We start from the raw sequence: 18,918 nt of genomic DNA on the forward strand, positions 1-18,918 counted from the left end.
GAGCATGGGCGAGAGGTGATGTCTTGGCAAGGATCGACGTAACGGTACGCGGGGGTGGGATTTTCGGCCTGTCCTGTGCCTGGGAACTGTGCCGCCGCGGCGCGAATGTGCGGCTGATCGAGACGACGCGCATCGGGGCAGGATCGTCGGGCGGGCTCGTCGGAGCGCTCGCCCCGCACGTCCCCGAAAAGTGGAACGCATTGAAAACTTTCCAGTTTGAAAGCCTGATCCTCGCGGAGCGCTTTTGGTTGGACGTGGCGCAGGCATCGGGTCGAGATCCCGGCTACCTGCGTAGCGGCCGACTGCAACCGATCCTCGACGAGGCCGGACTCGAGCGCGCGCGCGCTCGGGCCGTGGAGGCGGAGACGCTCTGGCAGGGGAAAGCGCGCTGGAGCGTGGTACGTGCGGAAGGCTTCGGCGACTGGGCCCCCCGCAGCCCGACCGGCTGGCTCATCCACGACACCCTGACGGCACGGCTCCATCCGCGCCGCGCGGCGGAAGCGCTGGTCGCGGCCATCGAGGGTGCGGGCGGCGAGATCGTCATCGGCGCGGCGGAGAATGAGGGAAAGGTCTTGTGGGCCACCGGGCACTGGGGGCTGGCGGATCTGAGCCGCGATCTCGGCAAGACCGTCGGCGTGCCTGTGAAGGGACAGGCGGCGCTTCTCCGGCTCGACCGCCCGGAGGCGCCACAGTACTTCGCCGACTCCACGCACGCGGTTCCGCACACGGACGGGACCGTCGCGATCGGCTCAACCACGGAGCGGGAGTTCGACGCCGCCGAGACGACGGATGCGCAGGTCGACGCGGTGATCGCCCGCGCGAAGTCTGCCTGCCCTGCCCTGGCGGATGCACTGGTGATCGACAAGTGGGCCGGCCTCCGCCCCCGCGCGCGGAGCCGGTCGCCGATGTTGGGCCAATGGCCGGGCCGGGACGGGCAGTTCGTCGCCAATGGGGGGTTCAAGACCGGGTTCGGCATGGCGCCCAAGGTCTCACAGGTGATGGCGGACCTGGTGCTGGAGGGTCGGGACGACATTCCCGACGGCTTCAGGGTGGAAGATAACCTGAAATAACGACGCCGACGCCACCGGTGGGTGACCTCGGCGACGAAATCGTCAGTCGCGCAACCGGCCGGCTAAGCCAGGCCGCGCTTATTCCTCGCAGCGCTTCTCCGCCTCTTCCATCGCTGCGGTGAAGCCCATGAGGGAGAACGTGTCCTTGGTCACGGTCCCGCGGGACGACCGTCCGGTGACCGTCGCCTCCGACCCGCGCTTGAGCGCCGTCACGAGCTTCGCATCATCCTCCGGGGATGCCGGCCACGCCCACTCCCCTTCGGTGAAGAGCTCGAAATCCGAGCCACCCACGTTCATCGTGACCGTGGACCCACCGGCGAAGGGATAGCCGCCGGTGAAGGAGACTTCGCCCGCCACCTTGGGTCGGAAGGTCACGAACAGCAGGATGTCGCCGCGGGTCACCGAAACCGGCTTGCCATCCTTCGTGTTCACGGTCTCCTTCGGTGAGGAAACACCCCAGCATTCCGTTGGGTCGGTCTCTACGAAGACGCTCCAGTCCGTTTTTGCGGCGACCCTGTTGGTCGATTCCTGCGCCATCGCCGTCGCGGCGCCAAGAAGAATGGCGCCAGCCGCTAGTCCGGTCGTGATCCGGGAAATCATCTGTTTACGCAGCCTCCAGCTGTCTCTGCCTCGCTCAACCCGCTCGCGGCCCCTGGGGAACTCTTCATTGAGCGGAAGAATTTTCATCCTACTGCCCATTATGCTAACGCATGTCGGTCGGGCGGGTGAAGCCCTTCGGGTCTTTTTTGTCATGGAGCAACGCGAATGTCAGCCGTTGAGATGGTGGAGCTTTGGCGCGGCGACATCCGGGAGTCCGTCCACCGGGGTCACGCGGTCGTCTGCGACGAGACCGGCGCAGTGGTGCACGCCTGGGGGGAACCGCAGAAGGTTGTGCTGCCGCGCTCCTCCGCCAAGGTGGTGCAGGCGCTACCGCTGCTTGAAAGCGGGGCTGCGGACGCGGCGAGATTGACGCCGGAACAGTTGGCGTTGGCCTGCGCAAGCCATAGCGGCGCGCAGATTCACATCTCGCGGGTGGAACGCTGGCTGTCGGACCTGGGGCTTGGCGAAGACGACCTGCGCTGCGGCCCGCAGGAGCCCTCCGACCCCGAAGAACATGAACGGCTTTTATGTACAGACGGCGTGCCCTGCCAACTGCACAACAACTGCTCTGGCAAGCACGCCGGATTTCTGACTCTGTCGCAGCACCTTGGCGCGGGACCGGACTACGTCGACCTGGATCACCCTGTGCAACAGGCCGTTCGTGCCAGTTGGGAAGAGGTGACCGGCGAAACCAGCCCGGGCTTCGGAATCGACGGCTGCTCGGCCCCCAACTTTGCGGCAACACTCGCGGGGGTCGGGCGAGCGATGGCCCGCTTTGCGGCCGCGCGTGAGGGCATGGGGCGGCGGCAGGCGGGGCAGGAACGGCTGGTGCGTGCGATGATGGCGCATCCCGCGCTGGTGGCCGGCGAAGGGCGGGCCTGTACGGAACTGATGCGGGTCATGGATGGCGCGGGCGTGGTGAAGACGGGAGCGGAAGGGTTCTACGTGGCGATCCTGCCGGAGCGTCGGTTGGGCGTCGCGCTGAAGATCGAGGACGGGACGACGCGCGCCAGCGAATGCGCGATTGCCGCGATCCTGGTGTCTCTCGGCGTGCTCGACCGTGCCCATCCGTACGTCCGCCGCTATCTCGATCCCCATCTGCTGAACCGTCGGGGGATGGACACCGGACAAATGCGGCCGGTGCCCGGCGTCTTCGACTGACGAAGTGCCGCCGGGTCAGGCGGTCACGAACTCGTCTGCCGAATACCCCTGGATGTAGAGAAGGGCCGTCAGGTCACCGTGGTTGATCCGGATGTCGCACTCTGCGGCAACGACCGGCTTGGCGTGCAGCGCCACGCCTGCACCCGCCAGGTGCAGCATGCCCAGGTCGTTCGCGCCATCCCCGACGGCCAAGGCCTCCTCCACCTTGATGCCGAGCTTGTCGGTGATATCGCGCAACGCCGCAATCTTTGCCTCGCGGCCCAGGATCGGCTCCGCAGGCGCGCCGGTCAGCTTGTCGTCCTCCAACAGCAAGCGGTTCGCGCGGTGCTCATCGAAACCCAGTTGTTCAGCGATAGGGCCTGCGAAGGCGGTGAAACCGCCGGACACGAGGGCGGTGTAGGCCCCGTTCGCCTTCATCGTGGCGATGAGCTCCGGGCCGCCCCGGGTCAGGGTGATGCGCTCCGCCAGCACTTCTTCGATCACGCGTTCCGGCAGGCCTTTCAGCAATCCGACCCGCTCGCGCAGGGCGCCTTCGAAATCCAGTTCGCCGTTCATCGCGCGGGCGGTGATCTCCTTCACCCGTGCACCGACCCCGGCTGCGTCCGCCAGCTCATCAATGCATTCCTGCCCGATCATGGTGCTGTCCATATCGGCCAGGAGCATCTTCTTGCGACGCCCTTCGGCAGGCTGCACCACAAGGTCGATGCCGAGCGACTGAAAGTCCTCCCAGACGGTCCAGCGGTTGTCCGGCATTTCCGCAATACTGAATTCCGCCGCTACCTCGGGGGACAGCCAGCGGGCCGCACTTCCGCCCCATGCGCCGCGCAGGGCCTCCACAGGGGGGCGCTCCAGGCGGGACGAATCAGGACTGGTGAGAAGCGTGACGACGAGCATGGCGGGTTCCGGTAGGTCAGATGCGCGGCTTTAAGCATGGACCGGTAACGAATTGCCAGCCCCGCGGTTTGATGCCCTGAATGCCCGCCGCACCAAAATTTCATCTAAACAGAGGCAAACAATAAACAAATATGAAATCTACGGGTTAGCAGCCATACTGCGGAGGGGCCCTTCATTTGAGTTGTGCGACGCCCCGCGACGATTCCATTTCGCCAGAGTTCAAATATAGGTTACTGTTTCTCTAATTGAAACAAACCACTCACGACGCGGACGCCGGGGGCAGTTAAAGCTGCGCCCGGCGTTTTCGATTTCGTCGAGACCTGGTTGGTGCGGCGACGGTGCCGCGAGCTCGAAACGCGGCATGCGGCGAAGACGCTTCATTGGTGCCTTGCGTGTTCTTCACGGAGAGCGTATCCGCCGAGGTGGGACACCCCTCCCCAACGAGGGGCATATATCTGGAAGGATACCACCAATGGCGACTCCCTCCCCGGCTGCGCGGCCGGCGAACCCGAATTTCTCCTCCGGCCCCTGTGCCAAACCCCCCACATTCACGCTCGATAGCCTGAAGGACGCCGCCCTCGGCCGCTCGCATCGCGCGCCCATCGGCAAGGCAAAGCTTCAGGCCGCCATCGACCGGACCCGCGAGGTTCTGGGCGTTCCGGCGGAGTACCGCATCGGCATCGTGCCAGCCTCGGACACCGGGGCCATGGAAATGGCCATGTGGTCGCTTCTTGGTGCCCGGCCAGTCGAGATGCTGGCCTGGGAAAGCTTTGGCGCAGGCTGGGTGACCGACGCAGTCAAACAGCTCAAGCTCGATGCCGTCGTGAAGACCGCCGATTATGGCGAGATCGTCGATCTGGCCGGTGTGGACTTCGATAAGGACGTGGTCTTCACCTGGAACGGCACCACTTCCGGCGTGCGCGTGCCCTCCGGAGAGGCCATCCCCGCCGACCGTCAGGGCCTGACGATCTGCGACGCGACCTCCGCCGCCTTCGCGGTGGACCTGCCGTGGGACAAGCTCGATGTCACGACCTTCTCCTGGCAGAAGGTGCTGGGCGGCGAGGCGGCGCATGGCATGTTGATCCTGTCGCCCCGCGCGGTGGAGCGGCTCGAGAGCTATACGCCGGCCTGGCCCCTTCCGAAGATCTTCCGCCTGACCAAAGGCGGCAAGCTGATTGACGGGATCTTTCGCGGCGAGACCATCAACACGCCCTCCATGCTGGCCGTTGAGGACTACCTTTTCGCGCTCGACTGGGCTGCGTCGGTCGGCGGGCTCGAAGGGCTCATCGCCCGCGCCGACGCCAACACCGCCGTGATCGGTCGTTTCGTCGCCGAGAATGACTGGGTCGACTTCCTCGCCGCCGACCCGGCGATCCGCTCGAATACGTCGGTCTGCCTGAAATTCACCGACGACCGGATCAGGGACGGCGCGGCCTTTGCCAAGGCGGTGGCCAAGCGGCTCGACAAGGAGAGCGTCGCCTACGACATCGGCGCCTACCGCGACGCGCCTCCGGGCCTCAGGATCTGGTGCGGCGCAACGGTCGAGACGTCCGACCTCGAGGCATTGATGCCGTGGCTGGCCTGGGCCTTCGAAGCGGAAATCGCGGCGCAGTCCGAACACGCCTGAAACGAGTTTTCGGCCGAAAATTCGGGGGCCCGGCGGCCCCCGTCTTCCCCCTATTCAGACAGGAGTGCCTCCCATGGCCCCCAAAGTTCTCGTTTCCGACAAGCTCAGCGAAACCGCCGTGCAGATCTTCCGTGACAACGGCATCGACGTGGACTTCCTGCCGACCCTCGGCAAGGAGCCTGAAAAGCTGCTCGAACTGATCCACAACTACGACGGCCTCGCCATCCGATCCGCCACCAAGGTGACCGAGAAGATCCTGGCGCGGGCCGACAATCTAAAGGTGATTGGGCGCGCGGGGATCGGCGTCGACAACGTCGACATCACCGCCGCCTCCAAGAAGGGCGTGATCGTGATGAACACGCCATACGGCAACATGATCACCACCGCCGAGCACGCTATCGCAATGATGTTCGCCGTGGCGCGCCAGATCCCCGAGGCCAGCGCCTCCACCCACTCAGGCAAGTGGGAGAAGTCCCTGTTCATGGGCGTTGAGCTTACCGGCAAGACGCTGGGCGTGATCGGCGCGGGCAACATCGGCGGCATCGTCTGCGAACGCGCCGTGGGACTGAAGATGAAGGTCATCGCCTACGACCCATTCCTCTCCGACGAGCGCGCCACCAAGCTGGGCGTGACCAAGGTGGATCTGGACGAGCTCCTTCGGCGCGCAGATTTCATCACGTTGCACGTTCCGCTGACGGACAAGACGCGCAACATCCTCAGCCGTGAAAACCTGGAGAAGACGAAGAAGGGCGTCCGGATCATCAACTGCGCCCGCGGTGGACTGGTGGACGAGCAGGCAGTCGCCGACCTTCTGAAATCGGGACACATCGCCGGCGCGGCCTTCGACGTCTTCGCGCAGGAGCCGGCAAAGGAGAATCCGCTCTTCGGGCTGCCGAACGTCGTCGTCACGCCGCACCTCGGGGCCTCAACCACCGAAGCGCAGGAGAACGTCGCGCTTCAGGTGGCGCAGCAGATGTCGAACTACCTCAACACGGGGGCCGTCGAGAACGCGCTCAACATGCCGTCGGTGACCGCCGAGGAAGCCAAGGTCATGGGGCCGTGGCTGAAGCTGGCCGAGCACCTTGGCGCCTTCATCGGGCAGATGACCGACGAGCCGATCGAGGCCATCAACATCCTCTACGACGGCAAGGTGGCGAGCATGAACCTCGACGCGCTCGGCTGTGCGGCCATCGCCGGGGTGATGAAGGCCTCCAACCCGGAGGTGAACCTCGTCTCCGCGCCGATCCAGGCCGCCGAGCGCGGCGTGCAGGTGTCTCGTACCACGCAGGCGAAATCCGGGGTGTTCGACGCCTTCATCAAGCTGACTGTCGTGACGGAAAAGCGGGAACGGTCGATCGCGGGCACCGTCTTTTCCGACGGCAAGCCGCGGTTCATCCAGATCAAGGGCATCAATATCGATGCCGAGATCGGCGAGCACATGCTCTATACCACGAACAAGGACGTGCCCGGCATCATCGGCACCCTTGGGCGGACGATGGGCGAGAACGGCGTCAATATCGCCAACTTCACCCTAGGTCGTACCGAACCGGGCAAGGATGCCATCGCGTTGCTTTACGTGGACGAACCGGTCTCGCCTGAGGTCATCCAGATACTCAAGGAGACGGGCCTGTTCCAGAACGTGAGCCCCCTCGCCTTCGCCGTCGCTTGACGCGCTGCGTTCGAAGAACCAGATGAAACGGACAACGGGCGCGCCGCATCGGGGCGCCCGCAGTCATTTGGGGCGGATCATGCGGACATATGCCATCGGCGACATTCACGGGCAGTTGGAGAAACTCAAGGCGGCCCATGCGTTGATCGAGGCAGACAAGGCTGCCGTGGGCGACCCGGGGGCGACGGTGGTGCATCTTGGCGACCTGCCGGATCGGGGACCGGACACGCGCGGCGTTTTCGACTACCTGCTGAAATGTCGGGACGCGGGCGCGCCGCATGTGATCCTGCTTGGCAACCACGACCGGATGATGCGCCGGTTCCTCCATCCCGAGAAACTGCGGGACCAGATGCGCGACGATCTGGACTGGCTCTGGCCGCCGTTGGGCGGGCGGGAAACGCTGGCCTCCTACGGGGTGGATGTCTCCCACGGCCGGCGGGATACGGCGATCCATGCGGACGCGCAGAACGCCGTTCCCGAAAGCCACATTGCTCTGCTCGACAGCCTGAGCACGCCTTACACCGAAGGCGACTGCCTCTTCGTCCACGCAGGCATCCGCCCCGGCGTTCCGATTGAGGCGCAGTCCCGCGACGACCTCGTCTGGATTCGCGAGCCGTTCCTCTCCGACACCAGCGATCATGGCCCATTGATCGTTCACGGACACACACCCGTGGAAGAGGTGACGCACTACGGCAACCGGCTGAACCTCGACACCGGCGCGGGCTATGGACAGGCGCTGTCGGCCGTGGTGATCGAGGGCCGGGACGTCTGGCTTTTGACAAAGGATGGACGCCGCCCGGTGCCGCCCATCGGACCGTGACAATTAACCCTCTGGTTGGGATGTCCGGGTTGGATGTAGCCGATTCGGGAGGGTTGCATGAGGCTCTGGGCATACCGACCCGGTCTCCCAGATCATTGCATCAGCGAGGCGCTCCAATACCGCAGCCGAGGGATGCATTGTCGACCTTTACCGCGAAGATACAGGCAAACTTTGACTTTCGTAGGCGATCTACGGCACCTTGATTCAAATTGGTTGTTAAATGGTCGTATTGTTATGAGTCCGATAGAAAGAGTGCGTGCCCGCGCGGCCGCAAGAGAGTTGCTGGGCGTCGGGAAATTTGCGGATGCCGTGGCGATCCGAACCGCATGGCGACGCGCCGCTTTCAAGGCCCATCCTGATCGGAACGATGGCGAAGGCACGTCCTTCGCGCAGGCAAAGGCCGCATATGAGCTGTTGATCACCGACGCCGGCTTCGTTGCGGACTCGAACGCCATTGCGGAACCCGTTGCACCGGCGGAGACTCCACAGTCCGAACCCTCCACCCCGGCAAAGCCGAAGGTCGTTACACGGCTCCTACCGTTGACCCCGGAGGCCATCGATGCATGCAATGCAGTGCTACTCGCCGAACGGGCGGCGCCCACCCCTGGCACCGGTGCGGCGGTCGCTCCGGCGGAGCATGTGCCGCTCGCCGTCGCCGTCCATGGCCGCAGCCTGACCTATACCTTCGCAACGCCGCTCGTCAGCGGACTGAACCGTGTGGCGCTGCCGACAGCGGTCCTGCAGGACATGACGATGGCGACCTTCGAAATCGTGACGTTCCGCTCTCCGACGTCGGGGGCCGGAGACGTTTTGGCGCCGGACAATATCCGCTCCCGGCAGTTCCCCGGCGCTCGCAGTGTCCGCCTTCGGTTTCGCGCTCCCTGACGGGCAGCAAGCACGGGGCCATACTGCGTCAGGTCCAGTCCAACACGACCTTGCCGGAGGAGCCGCCGCGCATGATTTCGAAGCCCTTTCGGTAATCGTCCACCTTGAAGCGGTGCGTGATGACCGGCCGGATATCGAGCCCGTTCTGCAACATGGCGATCATCTTGTACCAGGTCTCGAAGATCTCGCGGCCGTAGACGCCCTTGATCGTGATCGCCTTGAACACGATGCGGGACCAGTCGACCGGGGACTTGCCCGGCGGGATGCCGAGCAAGGCAATCCGCCCGCCCATGGTGAGTGATTCGACCATCTGATCCAGCGCGGACTGGTTGCCCGACATCTCCAGCCCGATATCGAAGCCCTGCGTCATCCCGAGCGCGGCAATCACATCCCGCAGATCTTCCTTGGCCACGTTGACGGGGCGGACATCGGCCACCCGCGTGGCCAGCGAAAGACGGTCGGGGTTGACGTCGGTGATCACCACATGGCGCGCGCCGACGTGCCGGGCGACGGCGGCGGCCATGATGCCGATGGGGCCGGCGCCGGTAATCAGCACGTCCTCTCCCACGAGATCGAAGGAGAGCGCCGTGTGCACCGCATTGCCCAGCGGGTCGAGGATGGCGCCGATCTCGTCGTCGATCTCGTCCGGCAGCGGCACCACGTTGAAGGCAGGCAGGCACAGATATTCGGCGAAGGCCCCAGGCACGTTCACGCCGACGCCGCGGGTCTCAGGGTCGAGGTGGAACTTGCCCGCCCGCACCTGCCGGGAGTGATGCCCGATCAGGTGGCCCTCCCCCGAACAGCGCTGGCCAATACTCAGGTCCTCCACCCGGCGGCCAATCTCGACGATCTCGCCAGAGAACTCGTGGCCGGTCACCAGCGGCACAGGCACCGTGCGCTGCGCCCAGTCGTCCCAGTTCCAGATATGGATGTCGGTGCCGCAGATCCCCGTCTTGTGCACACGGATGAGCACATCGTCCGGCCCGATCTCGGGCACGGGCACCTCCTCCATCCAGAGGCCGGTCTCGGGTTTGGCCTTCACCAGCGCTTTCATCGTGGTCATGACAACACCCCTGTTTCGCGCCCCGCCTTGCCGAACGCATCCAGTGCCCGGTCGAGGTCCTCTTTGGTCAGGGACGCGTTCATCTGCGTGCGGATACGGGCCAAACCCTTGGGCACGACCGGAAAGAAGAAGCCGGCCACGTAGACGCCGTGGTCGTAGAGCCGCTCCGCCATCTGCTGGCTGAGCTTCGCGTCGCCCAACATCACCGGCACGATGGGATGCTCTCCCGGGAGGAGCTCGAAACCAAGCCCTTGAAGGCCCTCCCGCCAGTAGGCCGCGTTCTCGAACAGCCGCGCGCGCAGGTCGTCCCCCGCCTCCACGATCTTCAGTGCCTCCAGCCCGGCCGCCACGACGGCAGGGGGAAGCGAATTGGAGAAGAGGTATGGTCGGGACCGCTGCCGCAACAGGTCCACCACGGCCTGAGGACCCGCAACGTAGCCGCCGATCGCCCCGCCCAGGGCCTTGCCGAGTGTGCCGGTGACGATGTCCACCCTATCGGCCACCTCGTGGTGATGCGGTGTGCCGCGCCCCTGCGGACCCATGAAGCCGGTCGCGTGGCAATCGTCCACCATCACCAGCGCGTCGTAGCGCTCGGCAAGTGCGGCGATCCCGGGCAGGTTGGCGAGGTAGCCATCCATCGAGAACACGCCGTCTGTCGCAATCATCACATGGCGCGCGCCACCGTCGCGGGCCGCCTTTAGCTGCGCTTCCAACTCGCCCATGTCGGAATTGGCGTAGCGGAAGCGGCGCGCCTTGCAGAGCCGGATGCCGTCAATGATCGAAGCGTGGTTAAGGGTGTCGGACACAATCGCGTCCTTCTCGCTCAGCAGCGGCTCGAACAGCCCGCCGTTCGCGTCGAAACAGGCGGCGTAGAGGATCGCGTCGTCCTTGCCGAGGAACGCCGCCAGGGCCTGTTCCAACTGCCGGTGCAACGGCTTGGTCCCGCAGATGAACCGGACAGAGGCCATGCCGAAGCCGTCGCGGTCCAACGAAGCCTTGGCGGCTGCGACCAGGCGCGGATCGTCGGCGAGGCCGAGATAGTTGTTGGCGCAGAGGTTGAGCACCTCGCGGCCCTCCACTTCGATCCGCCCGCCCTGGGGTGACGCGATCGGACGCTCGCGTTTCATCAGCCCCTGGGCCTCGATCTCCTGTAGCGTCGCCTCGAGGTCGCGGGCGAAATCCGGTGTCATGGGTTTTCCTTTGGTCGCATCTGCCTGTTACCCGCATGGTGAACGCAATGCCGACCGAAAGCGAGTGCGCAGGAAGGTCATGTCAGGCTCAATCAGCCGAACAGGCCCGGCTTAAAGGTCCCTTCACCACCTCCGGTCAGTATGCCGGCCATGGGCCACACCCCCGAGGTGGTCGAACGAGGGGAGACCGGGGACTTGAACTTGACCGACAAGCTAGCGTCCGAACGGCGCGCGCGACTTGCTGCGGAGCGCCTTCTGGAGCTCAAGAGCCGTGAACTGTTCGAGGCCAACAGGCAGCTTTCCCGGCACGCGCTGCAACTCTCCGACCAGATCGTCGAGCAGCGCGAGGAAGTTCGCGTGGTGCGCAGCGAGGCCGTCGAACTGAAGGACAGCAACGCGCGCACCCGTGCGGATCTGGAGCGGGCCCAGGCGCAGGTTCAGATCGTCGAGCGCCGGTTGTGGGATTCGGTGGAGACGATCGCCGACGGATTCGCCGTCTTCGACCAGCAGGACCGGTTGATCGCAGCCAACAGCGCCTGGCTTGCTCTTTTCGACTACCTGGAGGCAATCCAGCCCGGCATCTCCTATCTCGACCTCCTGCGGCTTGCCGTCGATGAAGGCATCGTCGATGTCGGAAACACCCCGCCCGACGAATGGATCGGTAACATGTTGGATCGGTGGGACAGGGCCGACATTCCGGACATCACGCTCCGCCTCTGGAACGGACAGTGCTGCCGGTTGCTGGACCGCCGTTCGCGTGACGGCGACATGGTGTGTCTCGCGCTCGACATCACGGCGATGATCGCCCAGGCGGAGGAACTGCAGCAGGCGCGCGAACGTGCCGAAGCCGCCAACCGCGCCAAATCGGCATTTCTCGCCAACATGAGCCACGAGTTTCGGACGCCAATGAACGGGATCATCGCCATGGCCGACCTTCTCCTCGAAAGGAACCTGGACCCGGAACAACAGCTCTACCTGCGCACCATCCGCAACTCCGGCGGTGCGTTGCTCACGATCATCAACGACGTGCTGGATTATTCTCGGCTGGAGGCCAAACGCCTGACGCTCCGCCCCGAACCCTTCGACATGGAGCGGATGTTGCACGAGATTCTGGCGTTGGTCGCGCCCATGGCGAGGGAAAAGAGGCTCGGTCTGCATATCGATTACGACCTTGGGGTGCCGACTCGGCTGATCGGCGATTCCGGCCGCATCCGCCAGGTGCTCATCAACCTGGTAGGAAATGCCGTCAAGTTCACGGACGAAGGGCATGTCCTGATCCGTCTTTCGGGAGAGGAACGCGAAGGGAATCACTGGGACATACGGGTGCGGATCGAGGATACGGGGATCGGTATCGCGCCCGAGATGCAGGAGCACATCTTCCATTCTTTTGCGCAGGTCGAACAGGCACGAGACCGTACATACGAGGGCACCGGCCTCGGCCTCGCCATCAGCCGGGAGGTCGTTGCCCGCATGGGCGGCGAGATCCGGGTGGAGTCCGAAGTCGGGCAGGGCTCGTGTTTCAGCTTCGGTGTCACCCTCCCGGGCGACGGCCCCTATCTCTGCGCTAGGCCCGTCCGGGGGAACGCGCAGGCTATGATCGTTGGAAATGCGGAGGATCTCGAGCTATCGATCCTGTCTAAGCACTTGACCCATCTCGGTTTTGACGTGCACCTCGCCAACTGTGGTCGTGCTGCGATGGACGCGATCCGGGTGGGTGTGCGACCTGGGATCATCCTGATCGATTCTCGCAACGTCTGCGCGGCCGAAGACTTGGCGGTCGAACTGCGAAATACGCACCTCTACCCGTCGAGAGTTCTCCTGCTCGCGGACCGCGACAGCGTGGAACCGATGGAAGGGGTCTCCGCCGTGGACGGAACGCTCCTGCGGCCGGTTCAGCGCCGCGACTTGCTCGACGCGGTGTCCGGGATTGAGCCTGCGATAGCCGACGGTGTAGGGCTTCGGTCGGGACCGGGCGGGAGGGACCTGCCGGTGGGAGCGGTCGATCCTGACGATATCATTTTTAATTTCGTATCTGGACGATCTGACCTGCCAAGTCCCGCCAATGATGACGGCGAGGAGCAGGATTACCCTCCGGCACCGATGCGGGTCCTGGCGGCTGAGGACAACCGAACCAACCAGCTCGTCTTTCGGGGTATGGTCCAACACCTGGACATCGACCTAATCTTCGCCGGTAATGGTCAGGAGGCTGTCGATCTGTGCGCGGCCTTTACGCCCGATCTGGTGTTCATGGACATCTCCATGCCGGCGCTCGACGGAAAGGAGGCGACGCGCCGCATCCGTGCATTGGACGGCCCAGCTGCGCGAGTTCCGATCATCGCCATGACCGCGCATGCCCTGACGGGAGACCGGGAGGGCATTCTGGAAGCGGGCCTCGACGACTACCTCACGAAACCCTTGCGGAAGGAACCGATCGTGGAACTGATCTCCGCCCATTGCCCACCGGAGCGTCGCCCACCACTTCGCGGCATCACCACCGCTGCGGAGTAGCCATTCCAGAGCGTTATCGTGTCTTGCCGCGAATGACCGAAGGCGAAGGGACGAAGCCTCGGCGGCTGTCAGGCGGCAGCGGAGGCCTCGGTTTGTCGGAGAAAGGCGGGGCGATCCGGCTCCGACAGGGAAGGCTCGTAGGCGTATCCGCCCGTATCGAAGTCTTTTAGGGCAGCTTCGTCGGCCAACCGCCGCTGAACGATGAACCGCGCCATGGCTCCCCGTGCCTTCTTCGCGTGAACGCCGACGATCTTCGGTCCACCAGGCTTGTCCTCCAGAAAGACAGGTGTCACCACCCGCAGCCCGAGCGCCTCCGGCCGAACGACGCCGAAATACTCCTGACTCGCGCAATTCACGATCCTCTCGGCGCCCACCGCTTCGGCAGCTGCGCGCAAGGCGCGAGACGGCCGATCGCCCCAGAAGTCGTAGAGCGACACACCACGCCGGGTCTTGAGGCGGCTGCCCATCTCCAGGCGATAGGGTTGGATGGCGTCCAGCGGGCGGAGCACCCCATACAAGCCGGAGAAGATACGCAAGTGATCCTGCGCCCAGGCGAGTTCTTCCGCGTCCAGCGATTTCGCTTCGAGCCCGGCGTAGGTGTCGCCGGCAAACGCACGAGCGGCGGGGCGCACGGCCTCCGGCGCCGGATCGTCGGCAAAGGCCGCGAAACGCTCCCGGTTGAGCTTTGCCAGCTCCGAACTGATCCCCATCAACCGTTGCAATTGCGGGCCGGACAACCTCCGGGCCACGCGGGCCAGCGCGTTCGCCTCGGCCCTGAATTCCGGCTCTGTGCACCCGAGACCAGGCGTATTCGACCAATCCAGTCTCTTGGCAGGGGAAATGACGACAAGCATGGGGCCTCCGGCTGTGTCTGCGCTCCGCAACATAATGCCCCGCACGCAACGCGCCAGCGCTCAGGACGCCTCGGCGAGAACCTCAAGGAACGCAGGCCCAAATCGCTCCACCTTCTGCACTCCCATGCCGGGAATGCGGGCGAGATCGTCGAGCGAACCCGGTCGGCGTTCCGCGATCTGCCGCAGAGTCGAGGGAGAGCAGTCGAGATATTTGTCGATTCCTTCGGGCCCACGGGCGAGTTCCGATTTCACCGCCTGCAGCCGGTCGAACACGGCGCCTGCCTCCCGCCCGGCAAGGCCGCGGCGGGCCGGGTGAACCGGCGGCTCGGCGGCGCCGGTGATGACCTCGAGAAACGCCACGCCATAGCGCTCCAGCTTGGTTGCCCCCACCCCGCCGACGCGGGCCATCTCGTCCAGCGTGGACGGGCGGCGCTCCGCCATTTCGATCAATGTCCGGTCGTTGAAGACGATATAGGCCGGAACGCCCGCCGCTTCGGCCAGGGCGCGGCGCTTTGCCTTCAGCGCCGACAGCAGCGGCGCGTCCTCCTCGCTCACAAGGGCACGTACCGATGGCGCGCTCTTGGCCTTCGCAACGCTGTCCTTGCGCAAGGTGATCGACGCCTCTCCCCGCAGGATGGGCCGGGCGGCTTCGGTCATCCGCAGGGCGCCGTGCCGTTCCGGGTCCGGGCGGACGAGGTCGTGCCCCATGATCTGCCGGAAGATCGCCTGCCACTGGCGCTTGTCGTACTCCGTTCCGACGCCGAAGGTCGGCAACGTATCATGGCCGCGCTCGCGGACCTTTTCGGTAACGTTGCCGAGAAGGATATCCACGAGATGCCCTGTGCCGAAGAACTCCCCCGTGCGCAGGATCGCCGACAACGCCTTCCGGACGGCCGTGGTGCCGTCGAAGACCTCGGGTGGCCGATCGCACAGGTCGCAGCATTCACATGGCTCCGTCCGTGTCTCGCCAAAGTACGACAGCAGCGCCTGGCGCCGGCACCCCAGCGACTCCGCAAGTCCGAGCAGGGCGTTCAGTCGCGCATGATCGGCGGCCTTGCGTTCCGGTGGCGCCAGGCCTTCGTCGATCTGCGACCGCCGCAGGCGAATGTCCTCCGGCCCGAACAGCGTCATCGTCTCCGCCGCCGCCCCGTCGCGCCCGGCACGGCCAATTTCCTGGTAGTACGCCTCGATGGATTTTGGCAAATCTGCATGGGCGACCCAGCGGATGTCTGGCTTGTCCACCCCCATCCCGAAGGCAACCGTGGCGACCACGATCAAACCGTCCTCGGTCTGGAACCGCTCTTCGACCTGTCTGCGCTCCTCGGCCTCCATCCCGCCGTGGTAATGGCAGGCGGCGTGTCCCTCCTCGCGCAGCGCCCGGGCAAGCCCCTCCGTCTTGGCCCGCGTGCCGCAATAGACGATGCCGGACAGACCTCGGCGGGCGGCGGCAAATGTCAGGATCTGGCTGCGCGGAGACGATTTGGCCGCGAAGGCGAGGTGGATGTTCGGACGGTCGAACCCATGCAGAAACGTACGTGGCGCCTCCCCGTCGAAAAGGCGCGCGACGATCTCCTCACGCGTTTCCGCATCGGCAGTGGCGGTGAAGGCTGCCAGCGGCACGCCCAGCGATTGCCGAAGCGCACCGATACGCAGGTAGTCCGGGCGGAAATCGTGCCCCCACTGGCTGACGCAGTGGGCTTCGTCCACAGCGATGAGCGATACACCGGCGCGGCGCAGCATGTTCGCGGCCGCGCCAGACGCCAGCCGTTCAGGCGCCATATAGAGAAGTTTGAGCGCCCCCCGATCCAACGCGTCGAAAACCGCGTCCGTCTCCTCCTGCGTGTTCCCCGAGGTCAGCGCGTGCGCCTCCACCCCGGCGGCACGAAGCCCCCGCACCTGGTCGCGCATGAGGGCAATCAGCGGCGAGATGACCACGGTCACGCCGGAGCGGCACAGCGCCGGAAGCTGGAAGCAGAGCGACTTGCCGCCGCCCGTGGGCATGATGGCGAGTGTGTTCTCGCCAGCCGCCACCGCCTCGACGATCTCGGCTTGTCCGGGTCGAAACGCGTCGAATCCGAAGACGGTCGACAGAAGGTCATTGGGAGAGGGGGCGGCCATGGCCGGTCCTGGAGATTTTTCAGCTGCTCGTTATTGCAGGCAGCATCCCACACCAGAAATCGGTTCACAAGGCCCGGCAGGCACGATCAGTAGAGGGAACGTGCAAGCGCTGGCAGGAAAATGTCCCGTACGGCGATGATCCCGATAAATACGACGAGCGGCGCGAGGTCCAGCGGTCGGGTATCGGGGAGGATCCGGCGAACGGGGCCATAGATCGGCTCCAGAAGCTTGTTCAGCCCGTCCCAGATGCCGCGCACCAACGGCTGATTGTAGTTGAGGACGTTGAAGTTCAGCAGCCAACTCATGATGATGTGCACGATCATGATAAAAAAGGCGACGCTGAGAAGCAGGTCGATGAACTGGATGATCGCGATCATATGCTCTGGCTCCGGTACCCTACGCGCGAAGGATGTAAGGGTCAGCGGCGTCGTGCGCAACCGCCTGCCCTTCATGTCGTACGCACAGGCGGGTAAACACTTGCTTTACACCCGCCGCGCACGTGCCGCGATCACCAAGATTGCGAGCAGCCCGCAAAGCCGCTAGGCGGGCGCGACATTGCCCGAAGGACGCCCGATGACCGACCCAGTAGACCTGACCGCCGCCCTCGTTCGCTGCCCATCGGTCACTCCGGAGGCGGAAAGCGCGCTGGAGGTGCTGTCTGCCGTACTGTCGGAGGCGGGCTTCACCTGCACCCGGGTCGACCGCAACGGCACGCCCAACCTCTTTGCCCGATGGGGGGAGAAGGGCCATCCGAAGAGCTTCGGCTTCAACGGTCACGCCGACGTGGTGCCGGTGGGGGATGTGTCCGATTGGTCCACCCCGCCCTTTGCGGCGGAGATCAGGGACGGACATCTGTGGGGGCGCGGCGCCGTGGACATGAAGTCCGGCGTCGCGGCCTTTGTGGCGGCCGCTGTGGATGTCGTCCGGCAAGACCCACCCGACGGAGCGCTTCTGATCACCATCACGGGCGACGAGGAGGGCGACGCGACCGACGGCACCGTCGCACTGCTCGACTGGATGGCGGATCAGGGAGAGGCGATGTCCGTATGCCTGGTGGGGGAGCCGACCTGCCCCAACGAGATGGGCGAGATGATGAAGATCGGCCGGCGCGGCTCGATCACCGCCTGGTTCACCGCGCGCGGCGTACAGGGTCACGCCGCGTATCCGCACCGGGCGAAGAACCCGGTCACGGCCATCGCCATGTTGGCGGCGCGGCTGTCGGCGGCACAGCTCGACAATGGGACCGAACACTTCGACGCCTCCACTCTCGTCGTTACCACCATTGAGACAGGCAACCCGGCCACCAATGTCATCCCGGCAGCCTGCCGCGCGACCGTCAACATCCGTTTCAACGATTGTCACAGCGGCCGCAGCCTGACGGACTGGCTCCAAACCGAGGCGAGTGCCGTAGCGCAAGAAACCGGCGTGGCCATCGAACTGCAGACCAGGGTCTCCGGTGAGTGCTTCCTGACCCCGCCCGGGCCACTTTCGGACCTGGTCGCCAAGGCCGTGGAGGCAGAGACCGGGCGGCGCCCGGAACTCTCGACGTCAGGCGGAACGTCCGATGCGCGGTTCATGAAAGACTACTGCCCCGTAGTGGAGTTCGGCCTGGTCGGCCAAACCATGCACGCGGTCGACGAAAGGGTGCCCGTCGATCAGATCCGGAAATTGAAGGCGATCTATTCGAGGATGCTCGCCGAGTATTTCCACTGATCATGCACCGCTGCCACGTCTTCGTCATGCTGAAAGAGCCACGCCCCGGACGGGTGAAAACGCGACTGGGGCGCGAGATCGGCATGGTGGAGGCCGCCTGGTGGTTCCGGCATCAGTCTGCCGCACTGCTTCGCAGGATCGAGGACCCACGCTGGCAGACGGTCCTGGCCGTCTCGCCAGACCGCGCGGGCATGACGTCGCGCGCCTGGCCGCCCCGGTTTCCACGCCGCCCGCAGGGGCCGGGCGATCTCGGCGCGCGCATGGAGCGCTTGCTCCGCACCGCGCCGCCAGGTCCCGCCGTTATCATCGGAGCCGACATCCCGGACATTCGTCGCCGCCATATCGCCCAAGCATTTCGATTGCTCGGTCGCCATGAGGCCGTCTTCGGTCCGGCTTTGGATGGCGGCTTCTGGCTAATCGGGCTGAAACGAACCGCCAGCCCTCGCGAAGCTCTCCTCTCGAACGTTCGCTGGTCCACCGCGCACGCTCTGGACGACACCCTATCCGCCGTAGGTGCCAGCCGCGTGGCGTTCCTGGACTGCCTTGCGGACGTTGACGAAGCCCGCGACCTGAAGCGCGGTGCACCGTCGCCTTGACCGGCTTTCTGTTTTCGTTCTGCGTCGACATGGGTATTTCCGCCAACAAGAAGCCTGACGGGTGGTCTTCTTGTTGGTGAAAATACCCAATTCCGACGATTGAAGCCAAATCAGTTGCCCGAAGTCCGGACCCCACGTCGCCGCCTCTTG

16 protein-coding genes are annotated in these 18,918 nt (G+C 65.0%); 9 read left to right on the forward strand and 7 right to left on the reverse strand.

Annotated elements, in window-relative coordinates:
• Nucleotides 1-23: 23 nt before the first annotated feature.
• Nucleotides 24-1,070, forward strand: a complete 1,047-nt coding sequence (locus BM075_RS18430) for an NAD(P)/FAD-dependent oxidoreductase (RefSeq protein WP_093362167.1) — start codon at nucleotides 24-26, stop codon at nucleotides 1,068-1,070.
• Between the two features lie 78 nt (nucleotides 1,071-1,148).
• Here BM075_RS18430 and BM075_RS18435 read toward each other — a convergent pair whose 3' ends face one another.
• Nucleotides 1,149-1,670 (reverse strand): invasion associated locus B family protein, encoded by a 522-nt coding sequence (locus BM075_RS18435; protein WP_093362168.1) that lies wholly within the window; start codon nucleotides 1,668-1,670, stop codon nucleotides 1,149-1,151.
• A 165-nt stretch (nucleotides 1,671-1,835) separates the two neighbouring features.
• Here BM075_RS18435 and BM075_RS18440 point away from each other — a divergent pair, with 165 nt between their 5' ends.
• The gene (locus BM075_RS18440; protein WP_093362169.1) at nucleotides 1,836-2,831 is read left to right on the forward strand and encodes an asparaginase; all 996 of its coding nucleotides are present in this window, start codon (nucleotides 1,836-1,838) and stop codon (nucleotides 2,829-2,831) included.
• Between the two features lie 15 nt (nucleotides 2,832-2,846).
• On the opposite strand, the gene serB is transcribed toward BM075_RS18440, so the two are convergent.
• The gene (serB, locus tag BM075_RS18445; RefSeq protein ID WP_093362170.1) at nucleotides 2,847-3,725 is read right to left on the reverse strand and encodes a phosphoserine phosphatase SerB; all 879 of its coding nucleotides are present in this window, start codon (nucleotides 3,723-3,725) and stop codon (nucleotides 2,847-2,849) included.
• Nucleotides 3,726-4,197: 472 nt separating this feature from the next.
• Between serB and BM075_RS18450 the strand changes: the two genes are divergently transcribed.
• The 4 genes from BM075_RS18450 (at nucleotide 4,198) to BM075_RS18465 (ending at nucleotide 8,726) form a co-directional block, all read left to right on the forward strand.
• Nucleotides 4,198-5,352, forward strand: a complete 1,155-nt coding sequence (locus tag BM075_RS18450) for a phosphoserine transaminase (protein WP_093362171.1) — start codon at nucleotides 4,198-4,200, stop codon at nucleotides 5,350-5,352.
• 73 nt (nucleotides 5,353-5,425) lie between these two features.
• Nucleotides 5,426-7,021 (forward strand): phosphoglycerate dehydrogenase, encoded by a 1,596-nt coding sequence (gene serA, locus BM075_RS18455; RefSeq protein WP_093362172.1) that lies wholly within the window; start codon nucleotides 5,426-5,428, stop codon nucleotides 7,019-7,021.
• 79 nt (nucleotides 7,022-7,100) lie between these two features.
• The gene (locus BM075_RS18460; RefSeq protein WP_093362226.1) at nucleotides 7,101-7,841 is read left to right on the forward strand and encodes a metallophosphoesterase; all 741 of its coding nucleotides are present in this window, start codon (nucleotides 7,101-7,103) and stop codon (nucleotides 7,839-7,841) included.
• Between the two features lie 234 nt (nucleotides 7,842-8,075).
• The gene (locus BM075_RS18465) at nucleotides 8,076-8,726 is read left to right on the forward strand and encodes a DnaJ domain-containing protein (RefSeq protein WP_177208410.1); all 651 of its coding nucleotides are present in this window, start codon (nucleotides 8,076-8,078) and stop codon (nucleotides 8,724-8,726) included.
• A 28-nt stretch (nucleotides 8,727-8,754) separates the two neighbouring features.
• On the opposite strand, the gene tdh is transcribed toward BM075_RS18465, so the two are convergent.
• Together tdh and BM075_RS18475 are read right to left on the reverse strand one after the other, a co-directional pair.
• Complete coding sequence (tdh, locus tag BM075_RS18470) at nucleotides 8,755-9,780, reverse strand: L-threonine 3-dehydrogenase (RefSeq protein WP_093362227.1); 1,026 nt, start codon at nucleotides 9,778-9,780, stop codon at nucleotides 8,755-8,757.
• 5 nt (nucleotides 9,781-9,785) lie between these two features.
• Complete coding sequence (locus BM075_RS18475) at nucleotides 9,786-10,979, reverse strand: glycine C-acetyltransferase (RefSeq protein ID WP_093362174.1); 1,194 nt, start codon at nucleotides 10,977-10,979, stop codon at nucleotides 9,786-9,788.
• A 195-nt stretch (nucleotides 10,980-11,174) separates the two neighbouring features.
• Here BM075_RS18475 and BM075_RS18480 point away from each other — a divergent pair, with 195 nt between their 5' ends.
• A complete protein-coding gene (locus BM075_RS18480; RefSeq protein ID WP_093362175.1) occupies nucleotides 11,175-13,487 on the forward strand; it encodes an ATP-binding protein in 2,313 nt (770 codons plus the stop codon).
• 68 nt (nucleotides 13,488-13,555) lie between these two features.
• Here the strand turns inward: BM075_RS18480 and yaaA are convergent, their stop codons facing one another.
• The 3 genes from yaaA to BM075_RS18495 form a co-directional block, all read right to left on the reverse strand.
• The gene (gene yaaA / locus BM075_RS18485; protein ID WP_093362176.1) at nucleotides 13,556-14,341 is read right to left on the reverse strand and encodes a peroxide stress protein YaaA; all 786 of its coding nucleotides are present in this window, start codon (nucleotides 14,339-14,341) and stop codon (nucleotides 13,556-13,558) included.
• Between the two features lie 60 nt (nucleotides 14,342-14,401).
• The gene (gene recQ, locus BM075_RS18490) at nucleotides 14,402-16,459 is read right to left on the reverse strand and encodes a DNA helicase RecQ (protein WP_093362177.1); all 2,058 of its coding nucleotides are present in this window, start codon (nucleotides 16,457-16,459) and stop codon (nucleotides 14,402-14,404) included.
• An 86-nt stretch (nucleotides 16,460-16,545) separates the two neighbouring features.
• The gene (locus BM075_RS18495; protein ID WP_093362178.1) at nucleotides 16,546-16,836 is read right to left on the reverse strand and encodes a YggT family protein; all 291 of its coding nucleotides are present in this window, start codon (nucleotides 16,834-16,836) and stop codon (nucleotides 16,546-16,548) included.
• A gap of 196 nt (nucleotides 16,837-17,032) precedes the next feature.
• Between BM075_RS18495 and dapE the strand changes: the two genes are divergently transcribed.
• Entirely contained in the window at nucleotides 17,033-18,172 is a 1,140-nt protein-coding gene (gene dapE, locus BM075_RS18500; RefSeq protein ID WP_093362179.1) for a succinyl-diaminopimelate desuccinylase, read from the forward strand.
• 2 nt (nucleotides 18,173-18,174) lie between these two features.
• Nucleotides 18,175-18,768 carry a TIGR04282 family arsenosugar biosynthesis glycosyltransferase gene (locus BM075_RS18505; RefSeq protein ID WP_093362180.1) on the forward strand — a complete coding sequence of 198 codons (594 nt, stop codon included), beginning with the start codon at nucleotides 18,175-18,177 and terminating at the stop codon, nucleotides 18,766-18,768.
• The last annotated feature ends 150 nt before the right edge of the window (nucleotides 18,769-18,918 follow it).

Source organism: Tropicimonas isoalkanivorans, assembly GCF_900112335.1.
In the GTDB taxonomy this organism is placed as follows: Bacteria; Pseudomonadota; Alphaproteobacteria; order Rhodobacterales; family Rhodobacteraceae; genus Tropicimonas; species Tropicimonas isoalkanivorans.